General features: G+C 60.3%; 27 protein-coding genes and 2 tRNA genes. 10 read left to right on the forward strand and 19 right to left on the reverse strand.

Annotation, left to right across the window (positions count from 1 at the left end):
- Nucleotides 1-14: 14 nt before the first annotated feature.
- From BZG29_RS18790 to BZG29_RS18840, 11 genes are all read right to left on the reverse strand, one after another.
- Complete coding sequence (locus BZG29_RS18790; protein WP_034783185.1) at nt 15-647, reverse strand: response regulator transcription factor; 633 nt, start codon at nt 645-647, stop codon at nt 15-17.
- A 210-nt stretch (nt 648-857) separates the two neighbouring features.
- Nucleotides 858-1,262, reverse strand: a complete 405-nt coding sequence (locus BZG29_RS18795; protein ID WP_077406208.1) for a MerR family transcriptional regulator — start codon at nt 1,260-1,262, stop codon at nt 858-860.
- Nucleotides 1,263-1,272: 10 nt separating this feature from the next.
- A complete protein-coding gene (locus tag BZG29_RS18800) occupies nt 1,273-1,620 on the reverse strand; it encodes an integration host factor subunit alpha (protein ID WP_010399205.1) in 348 nt (115 codons plus the stop codon).
- 170 nt (nt 1,621-1,790) lie between these two features.
- A complete protein-coding gene (gene pheT / locus BZG29_RS18805; RefSeq protein ID WP_077406211.1) occupies nt 1,791-4,217 on the reverse strand; it encodes a phenylalanine--tRNA ligase subunit beta in 2,427 nt (808 codons plus the stop codon).
- An 81-nt stretch (nt 4,218-4,298) separates the two neighbouring features.
- On the reverse strand, nt 4,299-5,315 hold the full coding sequence (pheS, locus tag BZG29_RS18810) for a phenylalanine--tRNA ligase subunit alpha (RefSeq protein WP_077406214.1): 1,017 nt from the start codon (nt 5,313-5,315) through the stop codon (nt 4,299-4,301).
- A gap of 147 nt (nt 5,316-5,462) precedes the next feature.
- A complete protein-coding gene (rplT, locus tag BZG29_RS18815) occupies nt 5,463-5,822 on the reverse strand; it encodes a 50S ribosomal protein L20 (protein WP_010399214.1) in 360 nt (119 codons plus the stop codon).
- A 26-nt stretch (nt 5,823-5,848) separates the two neighbouring features.
- Complete coding sequence (gene rpmI, locus BZG29_RS18820) at nt 5,849-6,046, reverse strand: 50S ribosomal protein L35 (RefSeq protein WP_038493025.1); 198 nt, start codon at nt 6,044-6,046, stop codon at nt 5,849-5,851.
- A gap of 227 nt (nt 6,047-6,273) precedes the next feature.
- Entirely contained in the window at nt 6,274-6,744 is a 471-nt protein-coding gene (gene infC, locus BZG29_RS18825) for a translation initiation factor IF-3 (RefSeq protein WP_034751918.1), read from the reverse strand.
- A gap of 102 nt (nt 6,745-6,846) precedes the next feature.
- Entirely contained in the window at nt 6,847-8,754 is a 1,908-nt protein-coding gene (thrS, locus tag BZG29_RS18830; RefSeq protein WP_077406217.1) for a threonine--tRNA ligase, read from the reverse strand.
- A 210-nt stretch (nt 8,755-8,964) separates the two neighbouring features.
- Nucleotides 8,965-9,041: transfer RNA gene (locus BZG29_RS18835), tRNA-Val, on the reverse strand.
- Nucleotides 9,042-9,129: 88 nt separating this feature from the next.
- Nucleotides 9,130-9,206: transfer RNA gene (locus tag BZG29_RS18840), tRNA-Val, on the reverse strand.
- Nucleotides 9,207-9,343: 137 nt separating this feature from the next.
- Here BZG29_RS18840 and BZG29_RS18845 point away from each other — a divergent pair.
- The gene (locus BZG29_RS18845) at nt 9,344-9,808 is read left to right on the forward strand and encodes a hypothetical protein (RefSeq protein WP_077406220.1); all 465 of its coding nucleotides are present in this window, start codon (nt 9,344-9,346) and stop codon (nt 9,806-9,808) included.
- A gap of 139 nt (nt 9,809-9,947) precedes the next feature.
- A complete protein-coding gene (locus tag BZG29_RS18850; RefSeq protein ID WP_077406223.1) occupies nt 9,948-10,637 on the forward strand; it encodes a tetratricopeptide repeat protein in 690 nt (229 codons plus the stop codon).
- 49 nt (nt 10,638-10,686) lie between these two features.
- Here the strand turns inward: BZG29_RS18850 and BZG29_RS18855 are convergent, their stop codons facing one another.
- On the reverse strand, nt 10,687-11,799 hold the full coding sequence (locus tag BZG29_RS18855; protein ID WP_077409183.1) for an acyltransferase: 1,113 nt from the start codon (nt 11,797-11,799) through the stop codon (nt 10,687-10,689).
- Between the two features lie 158 nt (nt 11,800-11,957).
- On the opposite strand from BZG29_RS18855, the gene BZG29_RS18860 reads away from it, so the two are divergent.
- Nucleotides 11,958-12,911 (forward strand): succinylglutamate desuccinylase/aspartoacylase family protein, encoded by a 954-nt coding sequence (locus BZG29_RS18860; protein WP_253192644.1) that lies wholly within the window; start codon nt 11,958-11,960, stop codon nt 12,909-12,911.
- Here BZG29_RS18860 and BZG29_RS18865 read toward each other — a convergent pair whose 3' ends face one another.
- The gene (locus BZG29_RS18865) at nt 12,912-13,241 is read right to left on the reverse strand and encodes an SMR family transporter (RefSeq protein ID WP_150131135.1); all 330 of its coding nucleotides are present in this window, start codon (nt 13,239-13,241) and stop codon (nt 12,912-12,914) included. It lies immediately after the preceding gene.
- 23 nt (nt 13,242-13,264) lie between these two features.
- On the reverse strand, nt 13,265-13,585 hold the full coding sequence (sugE, locus tag BZG29_RS18870; protein WP_034783172.1) for a quaternary ammonium compound efflux SMR transporter SugE: 321 nt from the start codon (nt 13,583-13,585) through the stop codon (nt 13,265-13,267).
- A gap of 212 nt (nt 13,586-13,797) precedes the next feature.
- Between sugE and BZG29_RS18875 the strand changes: the two genes are divergently transcribed.
- The 6 genes from BZG29_RS18875 to BZG29_RS18900 all read left to right on the forward strand — a co-directional run bounded on the left by BZG29_RS18875 (nt 13,798) and on the right by BZG29_RS18900 (nt 17,689).
- Entirely contained in the window at nt 13,798-14,157 is a 360-nt protein-coding gene (locus tag BZG29_RS18875) for a DUF1304 domain-containing protein (protein ID WP_150131136.1), read from the forward strand.
- Between the two features lie 159 nt (nt 14,158-14,316).
- A complete protein-coding gene (locus BZG29_RS18880) occupies nt 14,317-14,580 on the forward strand; it encodes a hypothetical protein (RefSeq protein WP_077406235.1) in 264 nt (87 codons plus the stop codon).
- 63 nt (nt 14,581-14,643) lie between these two features.
- Nucleotides 14,644-14,889, forward strand: a complete 246-nt coding sequence (locus BZG29_RS18885; RefSeq protein ID WP_150130999.1) for a hypothetical protein — start codon at nt 14,644-14,646, stop codon at nt 14,887-14,889.
- 73 nt (nt 14,890-14,962) lie between these two features.
- Nucleotides 14,963-16,135 carry a helix-turn-helix transcriptional regulator gene (locus BZG29_RS18890; protein ID WP_077406240.1) on the forward strand — a complete coding sequence of 391 codons (1,173 nt, stop codon included), beginning with the start codon at nt 14,963-14,965 and terminating at the stop codon, nt 16,133-16,135.
- Nucleotides 16,136-16,259: 124 nt separating this feature from the next.
- Nucleotides 16,260-16,556, forward strand: a complete 297-nt coding sequence (locus BZG29_RS18895; RefSeq protein ID WP_034751927.1) for a helix-turn-helix transcriptional regulator — start codon at nt 16,260-16,262, stop codon at nt 16,554-16,556.
- Between the two features lie 68 nt (nt 16,557-16,624).
- Nucleotides 16,625-17,689, forward strand: coding sequence for an alkene reductase (locus BZG29_RS18900; protein WP_077406243.1), 1,065 nt, complete (start codon nt 16,625-16,627; stop codon nt 17,687-17,689).
- A gap of 159 nt (nt 17,690-17,848) precedes the next feature.
- Here BZG29_RS18900 and BZG29_RS18905 read toward each other — a convergent pair whose 3' ends face one another.
- Nucleotides 17,849-18,070 carry a hypothetical protein gene (locus BZG29_RS18905; protein WP_077406246.1) on the reverse strand — a complete coding sequence of 74 codons (222 nt, stop codon included), beginning with the start codon at nt 18,068-18,070 and terminating at the stop codon, nt 17,849-17,851.
- 249 nt (nt 18,071-18,319) lie between these two features.
- On the opposite strand from BZG29_RS18905, the gene BZG29_RS18910 reads away from it, so the two are divergent.
- Complete coding sequence (locus BZG29_RS18910) at nt 18,320-18,931, forward strand: 1-acyl-sn-glycerol-3-phosphate acyltransferase (RefSeq protein WP_077406249.1); 612 nt, start codon at nt 18,320-18,322, stop codon at nt 18,929-18,931.
- Between the two features lie 4 nt (nt 18,932-18,935).
- On the opposite strand, the gene BZG29_RS18915 is transcribed toward BZG29_RS18910, so the two are convergent.
- Genes BZG29_RS18915 through ureE form a run of 4 tightly spaced genes read right to left on the reverse strand, consistent with a single transcriptional unit; the run spans nt 18,936 to nt 21,368 of the window.
- Entirely contained in the window at nt 18,936-19,496 is a 561-nt protein-coding gene (locus tag BZG29_RS18915) for a HupE/UreJ family protein (protein WP_253192645.1), read from the reverse strand.
- Nucleotides 19,493-20,131, reverse strand: coding sequence for an urease accessory protein UreG (ureG, locus tag BZG29_RS18920; protein WP_034783159.1), 639 nt, complete (start codon nt 20,129-20,131; stop codon nt 19,493-19,495). Before ureG ends, BZG29_RS18915 begins: the two co-directional genes overlap by 4 nt.
- A 23-nt stretch (nt 20,132-20,154) precedes the next feature.
- The gene (locus tag BZG29_RS18925) at nt 20,155-20,835 is read right to left on the reverse strand and encodes an urease accessory UreF family protein (RefSeq protein ID WP_077409184.1); all 681 of its coding nucleotides are present in this window, start codon (nt 20,833-20,835) and stop codon (nt 20,155-20,157) included.
- Nucleotides 20,835-21,368, reverse strand: a complete 534-nt coding sequence (ureE, locus tag BZG29_RS18930; protein ID WP_077406255.1) for an urease accessory protein UreE — start codon at nt 21,366-21,368, stop codon at nt 20,835-20,837. The genes BZG29_RS18925 and ureE overlap by 1 nt, the downstream gene beginning before the upstream one ends.
- Between the last annotated feature and the right edge of the window lie 9 nt (nt 21,369-21,377).

The following is a 21,377-nucleotide window of genomic DNA, read 5'->3' on the forward strand; positions in this document are numbered from 1 at the left end:
ATCGCACCGCAGCGCTAGTCAAGCAAATTGTTTTTCATTGCGTAATAGGTCAAGTCGCTGTTGGATTGCAAGCCCATTTTTTCCATGATGCGCGTACGGTAAGTACTCACCGTCTTGATGCTCAGCGACAAGGCGACACCGATATCGGACACGGTGGCGCCGCGCGCCAGGCGCAGGAAGACCTGGAACTCGCGGTCCGACAATTCCGTGTGCAGCGCGGCATTCGTGTCGCGGTCGAACGATTGCGCCAGCAATTCGCCGACGGTGGAACTGACGTAGCGGCGGCCCTGGAACACGGTGCGCACGGCCGTCATCAGCTCGTCGGCTTCGCATTCCTTGTTCAGATAGCCATTCGCGCCCATCTTGAACAGGTTCAACGCGTATTGCTGCGCAGGATAGCCGCTGAGTATCAGCACGGGCAATTCCGGCTGGCCCTGGCGGATCGTGCGCAAGGTATCGATGCCGCTCTGATCGGGCATGGCTATATCGAGCAGCAATACATCGCAAATTTCGCGGCGGGCGATATCGAGCGCTTCGCGCCCGGTACCGGCTTCCGCCACCACACTGAAATCGCTCGACGACGAAAAAATCTGTTTGAATCCAGCTCGTACTATTTGGTGATCATCACAAATGGCAACGCGTATCATTGTTTCCCCTTAAATTTTCCTGGCCTGGGAAAGACTACCGGAACCTGAACGCTGCTCCGGCTTAGCGTCACTAACAAAAACGCAACATTAACATTATATTCAAAATATGGCGCGCCGTACGGCAGCGTCAGCGCCAAGGCCGAGCGCCCATGCAGTATAGTCAACTTAGTCAACTGCTACCGGACAACCCCACCTATATTGGTACAAATCTTATTTTAGCAAGTTTAAAATCGCAATTAATTCATTGCGTATCCACACGCGGTCCAGCGGTGCTTCCTGCGGCGCGACGGGCATGGCCGGCAGCACTGGCAGCTCATCGGCGATGGCATGCGATGCGCCACGACTGTCGAGCTTATTGCGCGCGCCGCTGATGGTGAAGCCCTGTTCGTACAGCAATTCGCGGATGCGGCGTATCAACAGCACCTCATGGTGCTGATAATAACGGCGGTTACCACGTCGTTTGACCGGCTTGAGCTGGGAAAACTCCTGCTCCCAGTAGCGCAATACATGCGGTTTGACGCCGCACAACTCGCTCACCTCGCCGATCGTGAAATAGCGTTTCGCCGGAATCGGCGGCAAGGCGATCAACTCGGTTTTACTGATGCGCTCGTTCATCGCCACTCACTCAGGCAGCACGTGCCAGCGGACTGGTCTCTTCGACCATGCTTTTCAACTTCTGGCTGGCATGAAAGGTCACGACACGGCGCGCCGTGATGGGGATCTCTTCGCCCGTCTTCGGATTGCGGCCCGGCCGTTGCGGCTTGTCGCGCAACTGGAAATTGCCGAAACCGGACAGCTTGACAGCCTCGCCCCGTTCGAGCGCATTGCGGATCTCGTCGAAAAAGGTCTCGACCATATCCTTCGCTTCGCGCTTGTTCAGGCCCACTTGCTCGAACAACAGTTCGGCCAGCTCCGCCTTGGTCAAGGTGGGTAAATCTTTTTCCGCTTCCTGGCGCACTTTGGCAACCAGCATGGCCCGATGCAGATCTGCGGCCAGTGCGGACTGCAGTACGGCGGAATCAACGTCGCTGTTATTAATTTTCCTGCCCTGCCTTTTCTGTGCGCCCGAGCTCGCCACATGGCAAGCTCGTCTACGGTTGACGACGGAAAGGCCGTCACGCAAGGCGACGGCCAGTCCGGTAATTACGAACGCAGTTTCGCGTCGTGGCCCTGCTTGGCCGCATCGACCAGGACAGCCATCAGGCCATCGACGACATCGTCTTGCAGGGTGTTTTGAGTATCTTGCAAGCTAATCCGGAAAGCAAGGCTTTTTTCATCCGCTTCCAGCCCTTTTCCACGATATTCATCAAATAAAACAATGGCTTGCACGATACGCGCTGCCGCGCTCGACTTGGCGGCGGCGTGGAAGCTGTCGAGCAGATCCTGCACGGCCACCGATTGCTTGACGACCACGGCCAGGTCGCGGCTGGCGCCAGGGAATTTCGAGATTTCCTGGTACACGGGCACGACTCTTTGCGTCAGGGCAGCGGCGTCGACTTCGAACAGCACGGGCGCCAGCGGCAAGTCGTACTTTTGCATCCAGCGCGGGTGCAGTTCGCCGATGAAACCGATGACCTTGCCATCGAGCTCCACGTTGGCGGAACGGCCCGGATGCAGGGCCGGATGTTCCGCCTTGCTGAAACGCAAGACCAGCGGCGCGAACAGCGCTTCCAGGTCCGCCTTCACGTCGAAGAAATCGACCGTGCGCGCAGCCTGGCCCCACTGCTCGTCGGCCACCGCGCCGTAGGCCATGGCCGCCACGCGCTTCGGCTGGGCGTAGCCGGCCACCGACAACGGGCCGTTTTCCACGCTGTCGTCGCGCTGGTAGATGGCGCCCACTTCGAAGATGCGCACGCGGTTCGTCTTGCGGTTCAGGTTATAGCGCACATTGGCGATCAGGCTGCCAATCAGTGAGGAGCGCATCACGCTCATCTGGCTGGCGATCGGGTTCTGCAATTTGATCGGATTGGTGTTGCCCGAGAAGTCGCGCTCCCAAGCTGTATCGACAAAGCTCATGTTAACCACTTCCTGGAAGCCCAGGTCGGCCAGCTCATGACGTACCGCAAACAAGGAGCGGGTATTTTCTGGTGCAATCTGCATCACGTTCGCGGCCACGGGCGGCAAGGTCGGGATGTTTTCAAAGCCGTACACGCGCGCCACTTCCTCGATCAAGTCTTCCTCGATCTCGATGTCGAAACGGTAGCTGGGCGAGGTCACGGAAAACACGCCGTCCGCCAGGGTGAATGGCAGGGCCAGGCGCGTGAAGATGTCGGCGATCAGCTCATCGGTGAGCGGCACGCCGATGACTTTTTGCGCGCGCGCCGTGCGCATCGACACAGGCTGGCGTTGCGGCAAGTTCACCACGTGGTCGTCGACGGGGCCGACAGTCGTGGCCGGCGTGCCGCAGATTTCCACGATCAGGGCCGTGATGCGCTCGATGTGCTCGACGGTGGTGGCGAAATCGACGCCGCGCTCGAAGCGGTGCGCCGCATCGGTCGAGAAATTCAGGCGACGCGCGCGGCCTTGAATCGCGTTCGGCCACCAGAAGGCCGCTTCCAGGTAGATGCTGTCCGTATCGTCCGACACCGAGCTGGCGTCGCCGCCCATGATGCCGGCCAAGGATTCAATTTCCTGCTCATCGGCAATAACGCCGAGCCACTCGTCGACGGCGATAGTGTTGCCATTCAACAGCTTGACGGATTCGCCCGCCTTGCCCCAACGCACGTCGAGGCTGCCGTGGATCTTTGCCAGGTCAAACACGTGGCTGGGACGGCCCAGTTCCAGCATGACATAGTTGGAAATGTCGACCAGGGCCGACAGCGGACGCTGGCCGCTGCGCTCGAGGCGCTGCTTCATCCAGTCCGGCGTGGCGGCACGGGCGTTCAAGCCGCGGATGACGCGGCCCGTGAAACGGCCGCACAGGTCCGGCGCGCTGACTTTCACGGGCAGGATTTCATCGCTGGAAACCGGCACGGTGCGGAACTGCGGCGCATTCAGCGGTACGCCCGTCAGGGCCGACACTTCGCGCGCCACGCCCAGCACGGACAGGCAGTCCGCCTTGTTCGGCGTCAACTTGATGGTGAATTTCAAGTCGTTGAGCGCAAAGTAATCGCGGAAATTCTGGCCGATCGGCGCGTCGTCCGGCAATTCCATCAAGCCGGCGTTTTCTTCCGACAATTTCAGTTCGCGCGCGGAGCACAGCATGCCTTGCGACTCGACGCCGCGCAGCTGGCCTACCTTGATTTCAAACGGCTTGCCATCGGCGCCAGGCGGCAATACGGCGCCGGCCATGGCGCACACGACTTTCAAGCCAGGGCGCACGTTCGGCGCGCCGCAGACGATGTTGAGCATGGTGCCCGTGCCGACATCGACCTGGCACACGTTCAGGCGGTCCGCGTTCGGATGTTTTTCCATCTCCAGGACCAGGCCCACCACCACGTTCGAGAACGGCGGGGCGACAGGATCGACGTCCTCGACTTCGAGACCGGACATGGTCAGCAGATGGGCCAGTTCGTCCGAAGTCATCTTCGGATCGACCATGGTACGGAGCCAGTTTTCGGAAAATTGCATAATCAAGCTTTCAAATGTTCGATACGCGAGCATGCAAGGGCACGCTCCAGCGCATCGGGTGACATGGAATAATGAAACGCCTTAGTTAAACTGCTTGAGGAAGCGCAAATCTCCCTCGTAAAACAGACGCAGGTCGTTGATGCCGTAGCGCAGCATCGTCAAGCGTTCCAGGCCGGAGCCGAAAGCAAAACCGATGAATTTCTCGGGATCGAGGCCGAAGTTCTTCACCACGGCCGGATGCACCTGGCCGGCGCCCGACACTTCCAGCCAGCGGCCTTTCAGCGGGCCCGAACCGAAGGCGATGTCGATCTCGGCCGACGGTTCCGTAAACGGGAAGTACGACGGACGGAAGCGCACTTGCAAGTCATCCGTCTCGAAGAAGGCCTTGACGAAATTCAGGTACACGCCCTTCAGGTCGGCAAAGCTGATGTCTTCGGCGATCCACAGGCCTTCGACCTGGTGGAACATCGGCGAATGGGTGGCGTCGCTGTCGACGCGGTAGGTGCGGCCCGGCGCGATGACCTTGATCGGCGGCGTGTGCGTGCGCGCATAGCGCACCTGCATCGGGCTCGTGTGCGTGCGCAGCAGCAAGGGCTTGCCATCGGTATCGTTGCCGTCGATGTAGAAGGTATCCTGCATGGAACGGGCTGGATGGTTTTCCGGGCTGTTGAGCGCCGTGAAGTTGGTCCAGTCATTCTCGATTTCGGGGCCGTCGGCCACGTCGAAACCGATGGAGCGGAAGATTTCCTCGACACGTTCCCACGTGCGCATCACGGGATGGATGCCGCCGGGCATGCGGCCACGGCCTGGCAGGGTCACGTCGATCGCTTCGGCGTTCAGACGGCCTTGCATCTGGGCATCGGCCAGCGCATCACGGCGCGCCGTCAGCGCGTCCTCGATCTGCACTTTGACTGCGTTGATCAGGGCGCCTTGCGCCTTGCGCGCGTCCGGGTCCAGTTTGCCCAGGCCCTTCATCATTTCGGTAATCTGGCCGGTCTTGCCCAGGTAGCGGGCTTTGGCGTTTTCAAGTGCGGCAGCGTCTGCGGCGGCGATAAAGTCAGCCTGGGCCGAGACGACGAGTTCTTCTAGGGAGTTCATGCGGCATTTCCTGTTTTGGACATCAATTCTGGACTCAGTTATCTAAAATCCAACAATCAAAAACGGAAACGGGGCATAAGGTGTTAAAACCCCTGCCCCGCTCTTTATGACGTCACCCTACGGATGACGTTGTGCAATGACCGATGCTTACGCAGCGATTTTTGCTTTAACTGCGTTGACAATCGCAGCGAATGCTGGCTTGTCCATCACAGCCATATCGGCCAGGACTTTACGGTCCAGTTCGATATTTGCTTTTTTCAAGCCGTTCATGAATACGCTGTACGTTACGCCATGCTCACGGGAAGCGGCGTTGATACGGGCGATCCACAGGCGGCGGAAAACGCGCTTCTTGTTGCGGCGATCGCGGTAAGCGTATTGGCCAGCGCGCATAACTGCTTGCTTGGCAACACGGTATACACGGCTGCGGCGACCACGGTAGCCTTTAGCTTGAACAAGAATCTTCTTATGACGGGCACGAGCTGTAACCCCACGTTTTACTCTAGGCATAGTAACTCCTTAAATTGAGTGTGAGATTAAGCAGTCGGCATCATGCGCATGACGGATGTGACATCCGATGCGTTGATGTTACGGGTACCGCGCAACTGACGTTTGTTTTTGGTGGTTTTCTTGGTCAGGATGTGGCGTTTGAACGCGTGACCCGACTTGACTGTTCCACCTGGACGCACGCGAAAACGTTTTTTCGCGGAGCTTTTGGTCTTCATTTTAGGCATAGCAATCTGTCCTCTTACGGACAGCTCCATTTATAACAGGATTGCAGGTGGCAACACGACGCTGCGCTTAGATGCCTGCTTTCACATGTTGTGCAGCGGATGCGAGTCCACTACAGTTCACGCGGCCCGGACATTGCTGACCGGGCCGCGCAAATTCTGCCTGGGGTTTGACACCGCGCCAATGCCGGCGCGAGCAGTTTCCACCCACAGTAAAACGCTATTGTATCTTACTTCTTCTTCTTAGGCGAAAGAACCATGATCATTTGGCGGCCTTCCATCTTCGGGAACTGCTCGACCTGGCCGTACGGCTCCAGATCGGCTTTCAGACGTTCCAGCATGCGGAAGCCAATATCCTGATGCGCCATCTCACGACCGCGGAAACGCAAGGTGATCTTGGTTTTATCGCCATCTTCGAGGAACTTGATGAGATTACGCAACTTGATATTGTAGTCACCATCATCAGTCCCCGGACGGAATTTAACTTCCTTCACGAGGATGATCTTTTGCTTCAATTTGGCTTCGTGAGCTTTCTTTTGCTCCGAATACTTAAATTTGCCGTAGTCCATCAAACGGCACACCGGTGGCTGCGCGGTAGGCGCAATTTCCACCAGGTCGACGTTTGCCTCTTCCGCCAGGCGGAAGGCTTCAGCCAAACTTACGATACCGAGTGGCTCGTTATCGACCCCGCTTAAACGCATTTCAGGGGCAGTGATTTCGCCATTGATGCGATGTGACTTGTCAGTAGCTATTGTAATTTCCTTTAAAAATCTTGTAAGACGGTCGTGCAGCGAGTTTCCTCGTCAGGCCTTGGTGTCGACTTCATGTTTGAGTCGCTCAATCAGGGCATCGACGGACATGACGCCCAGATCGACATTGCCCCGCGCCCGCACGGCCACTGTATTCGCATCCCGCTCTTTGTCGCCAATTACTAAGATGTAAGGCAATTTTTGTACGGAATGTTCACGTATTTTATAGGTAATCTTCTCGTTACGCAAATCAGCCTGTACACGCAGCCCCGCTTTGCGCAGTTTTGTTGTAACTTCCTGTACATAGTCGGCTTGAGCGTCGGAAATATTCAACACCGACACTTGCACTGGCGACAACCACAGCGGCATGGCGCCCGCATAGTGTTCGATCAGGATGCCGATGAAACGTTCCAGCGAACCGACGATCGCGCGGTGCAGCATGATCGGCACCTGGCGCGTGTTGTCCACGGCCACATATTCGGCGCCCAGGCGGCCCGGCATCGACGGATCGATCTGCACGGTGCCCACTTGCCATGCGCGGCCCAGGCTGTCTTTCAGGTGGTATTCGATCTTCGGACCATAGAATGCGCCCTCGCCCGGCAATTCCGTCCACTCCACGCCGCAGGCGCGCAGGGCCGAACGCAGGGATTCCTCGGCGAAATCCCACGACTCTTCCGTGCCGATGCGGTTATCGGGGCGCAAGGCCAGTTTCACGTCGATATTCGTGAAGCCGAACGCCGTGTACACATCCATGGCCTGCTGGTGGAACGCCGTCACTTCGCCGGCGATCTGCTCTTCCAGACAGAAAATGTGGCCATCGTCCTGCGTAAAGCCGCGCACGCGCATCATGCCGTGCAAGGCGCCCGACGGTTCGTTGCGGTGGCATTGACCGAATTCGCCGTAGCGCAATGGCAAGTCGCGGTAGCTGCGCATGCCATTGTTGAAAATCTGGATATGGCCAGGGCAATTCATCGGCTTGAGCGCATAGGCGCGGTTTTCCGATTCCGTGATGAACATGTTTTCACGATAATTATCCCAGTGGCCGGTTTTTTCCCACAGGCCACGGTCAAGGATTTGCGGCGCCTTGACTTCCTGGTAACCGTTGACCTGGTACACATTGCGCATGTATTGCTCAACCTGTTGCCAGATCGACCAGCCTTTCGGGTGCCAGAAGATCAGGCCCGGCGCTTCCTCCTGGAAATGGAAGAAATCGAGCTGCTTGCCCAGCTTGCGGTGGTCGCGCTTTTCCGCCTCTTCCAGATTGTGCAGATACAGTTCCTGGTCTTCCTTCTTGGCCCAGGCCGTGCCATAGATACGCTGCAGCATCTCGTTTTTCGAGTCGCCGCGCCAGTAGGCGCCGGCCAGCTTCATCAGCTTGAACACTTTCAGCTTGCCCGTCGACGGCACGTGGGGGCCGCGGCACAAGTCCGTGAACTTGCCTTCGGAATACAGCGACACTTCCTGGTCGGCCGGGATCGAACCGATCAATTCAGCCTTGTAGGCTTCGCCGATGCCCTTGAAGTATTCGATGGCTTCGTCGCGCGCGACAACCTTGCGCGTGACTTGCTCATCCTTCTTGGCCAGTTCCGCCATTTTCTTTTCGATCGAGACCAGGTCTTCCGGCGTGAACGGACGCTTGTAGGCGAAGTCATAATAAAAGCCGTTGTCGATCACGGGACCGATGGTCACTTGCGCTTCCGGGAACAATTCCTTGACGGCATACGCCAGCAAGTGGGCCGTCGAGTGGCGGATCACTTCCAGGCCGTCGGCGTCCTTGTCCGTGACGATCGCCAGTTCCGCGTCTTGCTCGATCAGATAGGAGGTATCGACCAGCTTGCCATCGACCTTGCCGGCCAGGGCAGCCTTGGCCAGGCCGGTACCAATATTGGCCGCAACCTGGGCCACGGTGACCGGACCGTCAAATTGACGGGCGGAACCATCGGGAAGTCGGATTGTAAGCATATTGATCTCCATATCGGCGCTGGCGCCAGGTAAAACTGCAATGTGATGGGTAAATAACTGAAAGGAAAACGCAGACGCAAAAAAACGCGGACTAGCCGCGTTTTTCACTTTCTTGAGACAAAGGAAACCCGTTCGACTAGCGTCACTCCCAAAGCTTGGTAGTAGTTCGCGGTGTCATAACCGGCTTTACCTTTCTCTCTAACTGCATTCTGGTGGGCGGTGAGGAATTCGAATCCCCGACCCCTTGGATGTCGACCAAGTATTCTAACCAGCTGAACTAACCGCCCGTAAAACTTTTTTGATCATTGTATTTCAAATGACCGCTTGCGGCTTGCGCCAGCTTAAAACTCTTGAAAACTGCCTACTACTAAATTCTGGTGGGCGGTGAGGAATTCGAATCCCCGACCCCTTGGATGTCGACCAAGTATTCTAACCAGCTGAACTAACCGCCCCGAAGACCAGCATTATAGAGAGGCTTTCCCAGAATGACAAGGGCTGTTTTACAGGAAACTTTAATCATTTCTCCGGGCGTCAGCCCCCTTTATATAGAGACGGCCCGGCGCACGCGGAATGCCGCTAGAATCGCGGCATGAACTCCACCCTATTCGCCTGGCTGAAAACCCTGAGCCGCATCTGCGGTTTTGAAACGGCCGACTCCTTCCCGCCCGGCCACCCGTATGCGCGCACGCGCTGGGAAGCCGCGTATTTCGATATCGCTTCCGACGTGAAGCCCGACGAGATGGAGCGGCGCCTGTGCGCGGCCATCACCAACACGCCGAGCGTCTTCGCCTACATCACCAATCCCACGCCGCGCATGCAGCGCGCGCTGCTGAACGTGATCCACGACCGGCTGCGGCGCCAACCGGGCGCAGGCGCCACGGACCTGGTCTTGTTATTGATCAATGCCTACGCCAGCGAGCACATCATGGAAGCCGTGCCCGGCCTGCGCGCCTTGATCGTCAACACGGAACATGAAGAGACGAACCTGCGCGTGCATGCCATCCTGGAATTGCTGGTGGGCACGCCGCGAGGACTCGATGTGATCGATATGTAATTTACTCCTGCGAACTTGCCTGTCAAATGCGCCACGTCAATTTCGTCGTAGCAGGTTCCTGTACATTCCAAGAACAATGATGCCTGCCGACAACACCGGCAGCACGCCATTTGAAATGACCATCAGGCCAGGAGAGACAATGAAAAAACGTTCAACCAAGATCGCCATGTGGCTGCAATCTACCCTCTTGATTGCCGCCATGGCTGGTCCAGGCGTAGCCGGCGCAGAAGATGTGCAGGCACCTGCGAGCCAGCGTATCGTAGAGGCATTGCCGCAAGATTGCAGCACTGAATCACACACACTCGTCAAGACGCGCGCCGACAGCGGCGATACGCAGGCTCAGCACTTGATGGGCATCAAGGCCTACCTCGGCGCTTGCGAGGACCGTGACCTCGACACTGCGGTGTTCTACCTATCAAAATCCGCCGCGAAATTTTTCCCGCCATCCATGTTCCACCTTGCCAGCGTCTTGCAGCTCCGCGGAGGCGCGCGCGATGCGGACTTGCTGCAATTATTTCGCGGCGCTGCGGAACGGGGATTTGCCAAGGCAGAGATGAACGTCCTCCTGTACTACGTAGACAAAAAGTCCAAGGTCTACGATATTGCCGAGGCCTATGCATGGCACTCTTTTTGCGCGCCACATGACACCTTTTGCGATTGGCCACAAATCAACGAGGCACTATCTCACATGAGCAAAAGAGAGAGGGAAAGGGGAGAAATACTCAAGACCAGCTTGTTTGAAAAAATGAAATCCGTTGAAAGATTCGACGATATATTTTGCTGCGCTGGCACGAGGGTTGGCTCCGGCTCGGGCTTTGGCCGGCGTTAAACATGCATGATGCAGCCTTGGCAAAGCCCACTGCGGGAAATGCCGTACCTCAGCGGTGATTAGCCGGCACATAACGCGCCCGCAATCGCATGAACGGCGTTTCCACCACTCTATATAAGAGCCAGCCCGTAAAGATACTGACGGCGATACTGACCAGTATCGCCGGCGCGCCGTCCGGGCCATACCCCATATCCTGCAAGAGCGGGCGCAGCAGGATGCACAGTTGTTTGTGCAACAGATAAATCGCATACGACCACAATGCCAGGCTGGCCGCGCCCGGCACGCGCAGTTGATACAAAGCACTGGCAGGACTCAGCGCGGCGATCAGCAATAAGGTAAAACTGGCGGCCAGGGCCGGATAGCCGAACACCGTTACCCAATAACCATAGTGATCGGTGAGGAACACATAAAACATCAGCGCCGTGCCCGCGATTCCCGCCAGCAAGGTGCGGTTGCCGTAGGCGGTCAGGCGCGCCCAGGCGGCAGGATGGTAGTTCTTCAGCAGCGCCAGCGCCACGCCCGCCACCAGCTCGTCGAAGCGGCACCACGACGCGTAATAAATGTACTTGTAATAGCCGAGGCCGCCGCGCGGCACGTGCACATATTCATTCCACAGATAGGCTCGCAGCAGCATGCCGGCGATAAAGCTGGCGGCCACGGCCACCCACGCCCACAGCAGGGACTTGCGGCAAGCCGCGATCGCCAGCGCCACGGCCGGCAGCAGCACGTAGAACTGCTCTTCCACACACAGCGACCACGCATGGGAAAACGCCGTGCCCGGCGTCAGATTGATGTTTTGCGTAAACGTCAGGAATTTCCAAAGGGGCAATAACGCGCTGTCGCCGCGGAACGCGGGCCACAAATAATACAGGGCCAGCACGGCATAGAAACTGGGCAAGGTGCGCAGGAAACGGCGCGCATAGAAGCGCGGCAAGGAAAAGCCTTGCTCGCTGCGCAAGGCCGCAAAGATCTGGTTGCCGATCAGGTAGCCGCTGAGGGCAAAGAACAGGTCCACGCCCGTCCAGCCGATTTCTCCCCAGAAATCAAACGCCCCGCCCTCGCTGACGAACAGCAAATAATGGTTCATGAAGACCAGCACGATGGCCAGCGCGCGCAAGGTGTCGAGGCCGTACAGGCGGGAAGGATGGGACGTACTGGACATGGAATCGGCAAGGGAAAACAACATTGGCGCCGATCATGCCATGCCGGGGTGGGCGATGGGTACATTCCTGGCGACATTTTTACGGGTGCCGCCGCGAATCCCGCTAAAATATGCCGACCCCGCTTTCCCTTCCCCGATACCAATAGGATATGTCCAGCATGAGCAGCGCACTCCACTTCAAGTCCATCAACTACACGGGCCAGGGCAGCGGCCCGCGCCTGATCGTCACCGGCGCCGTGCACGGCAATGAAACCTGCGGCACCAAGGGCATCCACCGCGTGATGGCTGAACTCGACAGCGGCGCCCTGTCCATCGTGGCCGGCAGCGTCACTTTCGTGCCCATCACCAACCCGCTCGCTTACGCCAAGGGCGTGCGCAGCGGCGACCGCAACCTGAACCGCAACCTGTTCCCGAACGACAATCCGCAAGATTTCGAAGACCGCATCGCCAATTGGCTGTGCCCGCTGTTGGGCCAGCACGACGTGCTGCTGGATTTGCACTCGTTCAATGCCGACAGCCAACCTTTCGTCATGGTGGGACCGCGCAACAACGACGGTCCGCTGCAACCGTTCCAGCACGAAGACAAGGAACGCGCGCTGGCGCGCCGCCTGGGCGTGCGCCGCTTCGTCGACGGCTGGCTGCATGCGTATGGCCAGGGCGTGCAGCGCCGCCTGGGCAATAGCGACCAGGTGGGCCTGGTCTTGCGCTATGGCGTGGGCACCACCGAGTACATGCGCTCGACGGGCGGCTATGCGCTCACCCTGGAATGCGGCCAGCACGCGGACCCGGCCGCGCCGGACGTGGCCTACCGCGCCATCATGAACACCCTGGCTTTCCTCGGTTTCATTGATGCGCCGCAACCGGAAGCCATCGCCGACGCCGACATGGAAGCGCTGAACATGGTCGTCGTGCATGACAAGCTGCATGCAAGCGACCGCTTCATCAAGACCTGGTCCAGCTTTGACAAGGTCAAACAGGGCGATCAAATCGGTGTGCGTGCGGACGGCACGCCCGTGACGGCCGAATTCGACGCCTATATCCTGTTCCCGGACGTCAATGCGCAAGCCAATGCCGAGTGGTATTACCTGGCGCGGGTGGCTGCCAGCTTTTGATTAATGGCCGACGGACTTGGAAAACAAGTTAATGACGAGCACGCCGGCAATGATCAGCCCCAGGCCGATCAAGGCCGGCGTGTCGAGGCTTTGCTTGAACCAGAACCAGCCGACGGCGGAAATGAGCACGATGCCCACGCCCGACCAGATCGCGTACACGATGCCGGTAGGAATGACCTTCAAGGTCAGGGACAGGCACCAGAAGGCGATGCTGTAGCCAACCACGGTGATGACGCTGGGCCACAAGCGGCTGAAGCCGTCGGACGCCTTCAAGGCGCTGGTAGCGATCACTTCGGCGATGATGGCGATGGCAAGGTAGAAATACGTCATGGCGAGACTCATGCTGGCGTCCTTTATTGCGGGCTGAGCAATTTCAAGCCCAGAATGCCCGACACGATCAGGGCGATGCAGGCGATGCGCGCGGCGCTGGCCGGCTCGCCCAGCACCATGATGCCGAAGATGGCCGTGCCGACGGTGCCGATGCCCGTCCAGATGGCATACGCCGTGCCCAGCGGCAAGGTGCGCAAGGCCAGGCCCAGCATCACCACGCTGCCCAGCATGGAAATAGCCGTCAGCACGGACGGCACGAGGCGGGTAAAGCCGGCACTGTATTTGAGGCCGATGGCCCAGCCGATTTCCAGCAAACCAGCCAATACCAAAATAATCCACGCCATCGTACTCTCCTGATGCGGCAGGGTCGTCCCCGCCATGCAGCCCCGTCATCGAGCGGGGTCGTCCCCACAGGAGCAAAAGGAAAAGTATACCATTGGGTGAAAAGGCTTGCCGCAAGCACATCTTTTACTAGTGCGGCCGCCCTAATCAAAAATTGCCAGAAAACATGCTGGTGGCAGCATAATGGCTATCTCACTCACTCTCGGGAACGATGATGCTGCTACTGGCCCAGATTCTTACCGCCCTCATCCTGCTGCTGCACGTCTACATCGTGTTGCTGGAAACCGTGCTGTTCGATGCGCGCGGACGCAAGGTGTTTGGCTTGAGCAAGGAAAAGGCGGAGATCGTGCGTCCCGCCATGTCGAACCAGGGTTGCTACAACGGTTTTCTCGTCGCGGCGCTGGCGCTGGGCTTTTTTCACCCGGACGCGGCCATTGCCCATGCGTTTACCGTGTTCGGCCTGGCGTGCATCGCCGTGGCCGGCGCATGGGGCGCGGCCACCGTCATGACGCGCATCCTCTACCTGCAAACGGTACCTGCCGTCATCGCCTTGCTGCTGTTCCACTTCGCCTGATCCCTGCCGGGGCGGCCAGCCCGGCCGCCCTACCCCACTCCGCGCCGCCGGCGCATACCCCAAATGGGTGATGTTTCCAAAAAACATGCCCGATACAATTCCTTGTAGTAAAGATACCACCAGACACATGGTGGCAAGTCACCGTCCACAGGGAAAATCATGCAAGCACATTCAACCACCTTTGCCGTCACTTTGCTCGGCTGCCTCATGCTGTCCGCCTGCGGCGGCGGCAGCGACGACAGTGGCTCGAGCGGCGGCTCCACCAGCGCCAGCGGCGGCACCTCGTCCACCTGCCAGTACAACAATCTGATCAGCGACGCGGAACGCAAGCAGGCCAGCGCCTGCGGCATCCAGGTATCGGGCAACTACGCCCAGGCCGATTCCGGCTACGACAGCGTGATCGCCGCCTGCAAGCAGGGCTAAAAGGCCAAGGCGGATGCCTACTACAGCGGCACGTACCAGAAAATGGTCGACTACGCGCGCTCCGTGAGCAAGGAACTCGGCTGCGGGCAAAACAACGGCGCCACCTTGCCCAACAACACCGTGGCCAGCAACTACAATTTCTGTGTCAAAAGCACCACCGTCAATGGTAAGCTCAGCTATGAAGGCGCTTGCTACGGCCCCGTCAAATCCGGCGAAGGGGGCTGCGGCAGCGGTTATAACTATGTGAGCCAGTACGCCAGCCTCAGCACGTGCACCTCCGGCGGCAAAAGCTGGCTGGAATCGCACTAGGGAAGCCGGGCGGCCGCTGCCAAGGCCGCACGAGCCATGCCTTGTCCACCGCTTGCCGCCATGAGGATCGCCAATGACGCCATCGCTCGCCGTCGCCAGCCAGGCACTGATTACCCTGATCTATGAAGCGGCCACACAACATATCCAATGGCAAGATTTCCTTGCCGCTTTTGCACGCCAGCTGAAATCGCACGCGGGTTTGATCTGGGCCAATGATTTCAGCAACCGCTCGGTCGACGTCCAGCTGCCCGGCAGCGGCCTGTCCGCCGCCTATGGCTTCGAAACGGACGCCATGGCCAGCTTTGCCAGCTATTACGGCGCGCGCAATGTCTGGCTGGAAGACGCCACCCTGCACCACGAAGGCGCCGTCGTCACCGGCTCCATGCTGTTTCCCGACCATTGCCTGAAGAAAACCGAATACTGGGCGGACTGGCTGCGCCCGCAAGACATCTTTTATACGGCGGCGGCCATCGTCGAATTGCGCGCCGAGCGCTCCACCAACGTCACCGTGGTGCGCCGCGAACGGGCGGGCGCCTATGAGGCGGGCGAGCTGGCGCTGATCCGCAGCCTGATGCCGCACCTGCAAACGGCCTTTGCCCTGCAGCGCAAGCTGCGCCGGCTGGAAGTGCTGTCCCGGAGTTCCACCCAGGTGCTGGAATTGCTGCCGTTTGGCGTGCTGCTGCTCGACGCCACGTCGCAATTGCTATACGCCAACGAGCGGGCGCTGGCCATGACGGCTGCGACGCGGCTGCTGCAGTTGCGCGAAGGCGCGCCCCTGTATTGCCCGCGCGAAGCGGACAACGGCGCGCTGCGGCGCATGCTGCACGAGGCGGCGCAAACGGGCACGACGGCGGCAGGCGGTCCCGGCGGCGTGCTCAACCTGAGCGGCTTGACGGGAGAACAGCTGCGCCTGCGCGTCACGCCCCTGCCCTCCTGGCACAGTCCGTTCGGTGCGGCCAGCGCCATCGCCGTCTTTCTCAGCGACAGCAGCGACCTGATCACCTCCCTGGCCGCCACCCTGCGCAATTTCTATGGCATGACGGTGGCCGAGGCGCGCCTGACGGAAGCGCTCGTCAATGGCTATTCCCTGCAGGAATACGCCGAACGCCAGCGCATTTCCATCCACACAGCGCGCACGCAGATCAAGAGCGCCACCGCCAAGGCCGGCGCCCAGCGCCAGGTGGACCTGGTGCGCATCGTGTTGACGGGCCCGGCCGTGCTGCAGCGCAATCCCCTTCCCGCCTGAATCCGTTCAAAAACACGCGCCGCCAGCACGCTTTTCATTTATATCGTAAGATGACGATATTAGAATTTGGAAAATACGATATATACATCGCTGAAAAGCGAATTATATGCTCAGGAGAAACAATATGGATATCGACGCCATCCACAAGGCGCTGGCCAATCCGGTGCGCCGGCAGATTTTGCAATGGCTCAAGGAGCCGGAACAGTATTTCCAGGAGCAGGACCACCCGCTGCACCTGGGCGTGTGCGCCGGCCTGATCGACCGCCGCCTGAACCTGTCGCAATCGACGGTCTCGGCGCACCTGGCCAGCCTGCAGAAGGCGGGCCTGATTTCCGCAACCAAGGTGGGCCAATGGAGTTTCTTCAGCCGCAACGAAGCCACCATCCAGGCCTTTCTCGATCATATGCAGCAAGGTTTGTAAGCACAGCTTTCATCTCGATAACTCCGTCTCAACGCCGCCCGAGCGGCCCCAACAAGGAAATAACAATCATGGCAACTTTATTCGACCCCATCACCATTGGCAGTCTGCAACTGAAAAACCGCATCATCATGGCGCCGCTGACCCGTTCGCGCGCCGGCAATCCGGGCCGCGTGCCGAACGCCCTGATGGCCGAGTACTACACGCAGCGCGCCTCGGCCGGCATGATCATCTCGGAAGCGACGGCCGTCACGCCGCAGGGCGTGGGCTACGCCGACACGCCGGGCATCTGGTCCGAGGAACAGGTGGAAGGCTGGAAACACATCACCCGGGCCGTGCATGACGCAGGCGGCCTGATCGTGCTGCAGCTGTGGCATGTGGGCCGCATTTCCGCCCCCGTCTTCCTCGATGGCGACTTGCCCGTGGCGCCCAGCGCCGTCAAGCCGGCCGGCCACGTCAGCCTGGTGCGTCCGAAACAGGAGTTCGTCACGCCGCGCGCGCTCGATACGGAAGAGATTCCCGGCATCGTGGCAGCCTACCGCCTGGGCGCCGAAAATGCGAAAAAAGCGGGTTTCGATGGCGTGGAAATCCATGGCGCCAATGGTTATCTGCTCGACCAGTTCCTGCAAGACAGCACCAACTTGCGCACAGACAACTACGGCGGTTCGATTGAAAACCGCGCCCGTTTGATGCTGGAAGTGACGGATGCCTGCATCGAAGTCTGGGGCGCGGACAAGGTCGGCATGCACCTGGCGCCGCGCCGCGACGCGCACGACATGGGCGATTCGGACCCGCGCGCCACCTTCGGCTACGTGGCGCGCGAACTGGGCAAGCGCGGCATCGCCTTCATCTGCGCGCGCGAAGCGCTGGGCGAAGACCGCCTGGGCCCGTACTTGAAGCAGGAATTCGGCGGCGTGTACATTGCCAACGAGAAAATGGACAAGGCAGCGGCCGAAGCCTTGCTGGCCAACGGTGAAGCCGATGCCGTCGCCTTTGGCCTGTGGTTCATCGCCAATCCCGACCTGCCCATCCGCCTGCACAGCGACGCGCCCTTGAATCCGCTGAATCCGGAGACGCTGTACGCGCCGGACGCTGCCGGCTACACGGACTACCCGGCGCTGGCGGCGCAAGCCTGAACGGCAAGCTGAACGGCACCCTGAAAGCCCCCTGAGCGGCACTGCGCCGCTCCTTTCCCCTGGCGGCGGACGCAACGATGCCAACGCACTGACTGCGTGACGATCACAGCGCCCGCCGCCGTGCTTTACCAAGCCTTATGTACGCCACCTTCCCCACCTTCAGCGCCATCGGCGCCGTGCCGGCCGGGCCGGGCGACGCGCCTGCACGCTGCTGAAGACGCGGCGTATCACCTCGACCGGTACCGCGTGCTCGCGCAAATACGCTGTCGCCACCGTCCGCCCCAGTGCGTGATGGAAAGCAACGCCCCGCTCAACGAGCTCGGCCATCACTTTGTCCGTTCGCACATTCTCCCCATTCACCTCGTCGATGCTGTTTTTCATGCCATGGCTCCCTGTCGGGTGGATCAACACTGCATGAAGTTTTGACCACATTGTGCGCATTTAGTGCCCGACACGGAGGTCAAGCATCGTTAAAATAGCAGCAGCAACGGCCCCGACACCGCATGAATAGCGGCCTCGGCTGCTTGTCGCCATCGCCAGCCCCGTATAGAATGCCTGCGCAGAATTTTGCTTCAAGGAAAATGGCCACCAGCGCCATCCCATTAAGAACAGTGTCACTGAAGGGTATCAATGGACGATTTATTTGTACAAGCGGGCGACTTGCCAACCTGGCACCAGCGTTGCGCGCTGCGCGTGCTGCACCTGTTTGGCTGGCGCATGCGCTTCCGTCCCCTGCCGGGGCCGCGCGGCATCGCCGTCGTCTACCCACACACGTCCAACTGGGATTTCATGGTGGGCCTGTTCGGCAAATGGGCGCTGTCGCTGCCTTTCCGCTGGCTGGCCAAGGACTCCCTGTTCCGCGGCCCGATGGGCAAGGTGCTGCGCTACCTGGGCGGCGAACCCGTCGACCGCAGCACCACCAGCGGCACGATTCAACGCCAGGCCGAACGCATGCTGGCCGCCGACTGGTACTGGCTGGCGATCACGCCGGAAGCGACGCGCAGCTACCGCCCGAACTGGAAAAGCGGCTTTTATCACCTGGCCGTGGCCGCCAAGGTGCCCTTGTTGCTGGTGTACATCGACTACCCGAACAAGGTGCTGGGCGTGGTCGACCATTTATATTTGACGGGCGACAAGGATGCCGACATGGCCGCCATTGCCGCCGTGTATGCGGGCCACCAGGGTTTACATCCGGAAAAGGCGGCGCCCATCGTGCTGTCCGACAAGCGCCCCGGCGCTTAAACGATTAAGCAAGCCCCATCAGCACCACGCCGGCAGCCGTCAAGGCCATGCCGGCCACGCGCAGCATGCGCTCGGCCAATACCTGGCCGAGGAAACGTCCGGCCCCCAGCAAGACAGCCGAGGCCAGCATGAAGCCGCACGCGGCCGAGGCGGCCGGCAATTCCTGGCCATGCGCATTGCCATGCGCCAAGGCAAACACGCCCACCAGGCCCATGCCGAGCCAGTTCGGCAAGGCCAGCGCCAGCGCGATGGCCAACCCCACCAGCGCCACCGTGGCGGCGATGCCCGTTTCCAGCCCCGGCACCGTCAATCCGACCATGCCGGCCAGCGCGCCCAGCAGCATCATGCCGAGAAAGGTGGCGGGCTGTGCCAGGCCGCCGCGCTGCTGGCCGCCCCAGATGCCCACGCCCAGCATGGCCAGCAAATGGTCGATGCCCGTGAACGGATGGGCGAAACCGGCCAGGAAGCCGGCGTTCTCGCCATGACCGGGATGGGCCATGACGGGCAAGGCCAGCAGGCACAGCGCCGCCACGGCGGCCGTCTTCTTCATCAGTCTTGCGCTCATTGCAGCTCCTTGCCTGGTTGATCGAGCAAACCTTGCTCGCGGATAAAATCGATAACGACCTGCACGCCGTCGCCGCTGCGCAGGTTGGTAAACACGAAGGGACGCTCGCCGCGCATGCGTTTGGCGTCTTGCGCCATGATGTCCAGGTTGGCGCCCACGTAGGGCGCCAGGTCCGTCTTGTTGATGATCAGCAAATCGGAACGCGTGATGCCGGGCCCGCCCTTGCGCGGGATCTTTTCGCCACCAGCCACGTCGATCACATAAATCGTCAAGTCCGACAGTTCCGGGCTGAAGGTGGCGGCCAGGTTATCGCCGCCCGATTCGACCAGGATCAAATCAAGATTGGGAAAATCTGCTTGCATGCGCGCGATGGCTTCCAGGTTGATGGACGCATCTTCGCGGATGGCCGTGTGCGGACAGCCGCCCGTTTCCACGCCCATCAGGCGCTCGGCCGGCAAGGCATCCGCGCGCAGCAGGATTTCCATGTCTTCCTTGGTATAGATGTCGTTCGTGATGACGGCCATGTCGTAGCGCTCGCGCATGCCCTTGCACAGCATTTCGCACAGGGCCGTCTTGCCCGAGCCGACGGGGCCGCCGATGCCTACGCGCAGGGGGTTTGAGGTAATCGATGTCATGTTGTAGTCTCTCGTGGTAGTGTTCAGGAGCGGTACAGCCGGCTGTACTGCACTTCGTGCCGCATCGACAGCAGCGACAGGCCCGGTGCCCAGTTGCCCATCTCGTCGTCTAGTAACGTTTGCGCCGTCAGGGCCGCCGCTTCCAGCTCCTGCCGCAGCGACAGCAGCAATCGCTGACCCGCCACCTGCCCCAGCGGCACGGATTTCACGCAGACAAGCACCTGGTTTTCCGCCCAGGCGAACAGCATGGCCAGCAGCGCCTCTTCGCGCGGGATGGCCAGCGCCGCCACGGCGCAGGCATACGCCGTGGGCAGGGCCACCTCCGGCTGGCCCTGCAGCATGTCGATCAACACGCCGTCGGCCACGCCCAGTTCGGCCAGCAATTTGGTCAGCGAATAGCCCATCTGGATGGTTTCGGCGCGAAATTCCGCCGTGTCGCGCGAAGCAATGAAACGCTCGCTCCAGCGCTGCACGGCGTGCAGATCCTGCGCTTCGAAGGCCTGCATCAAGCGCCAGCACAGGGGCGCCTCCCAGCGCGCCACCACCTGCGCCAGATGCTGGGCGATCCATTCGCGCGCCGTGGCCGCATCCGCCACCAGGCCCGATTCCAGCGCCGCCTCCAGCCCCTGCGAATAGCTGTAGGCGCCGATGGGCAAGGCCGGGCTGGCGAACTGCAGCAAATGCAGTAGGGCCGACGCCTGCATCATGCGGCGCCTGGCGCGCCCGGCGTATCACTGGGGCGGTGGATCTTCTGCCGCAGCGGCACGGGCGCCAGCAAGTGCTGGCCATGGCCGTCGTGGTGGCCATGGCCGCCGCCATATGCGCCCGCCTCGGGTTCGAACGGCGCGCTTTCTTCCGTCACGGTCGCTTGCAAGCCTTCCAGCATCTCCTTGAGCACCACGTCCTTGCGGATGCGCAAAAAGCCGTCGCCCACCTGCGCCTGCGTGTGGCGGTTCCCCAAATGAAAAGCGCAGCGCAGCAGCGTATGCGCATCCGCGCACTGCACCAGATAGGTCGGCTCGCGCGCGGCGACGATCTGCACCACCTGGCCATCCGGCCCTGTCATGCGTTCGCCGTCGCGCAGCACCGTGCCGCGCACGGTGAACACGGCCACATCCTCGCCATTCGACAGCACGGCGCGCAGCCGGCATTTTTCGCGCTGGTCATAGGGCAGCACGAGTTGGGCAACGGCGGCGCGATGGTCGTCAGCCGTCAGTTTGGTATGCAAAGTCAGCATGCTTGTCTC

The organism is Janthinobacterium sp. LM6, assembly GCF_002002885.1.
Taxonomy (GTDB): domain Bacteria; phylum Pseudomonadota; class Gammaproteobacteria; order Burkholderiales; family Burkholderiaceae_D; genus Janthinobacterium; species Janthinobacterium kumbetense.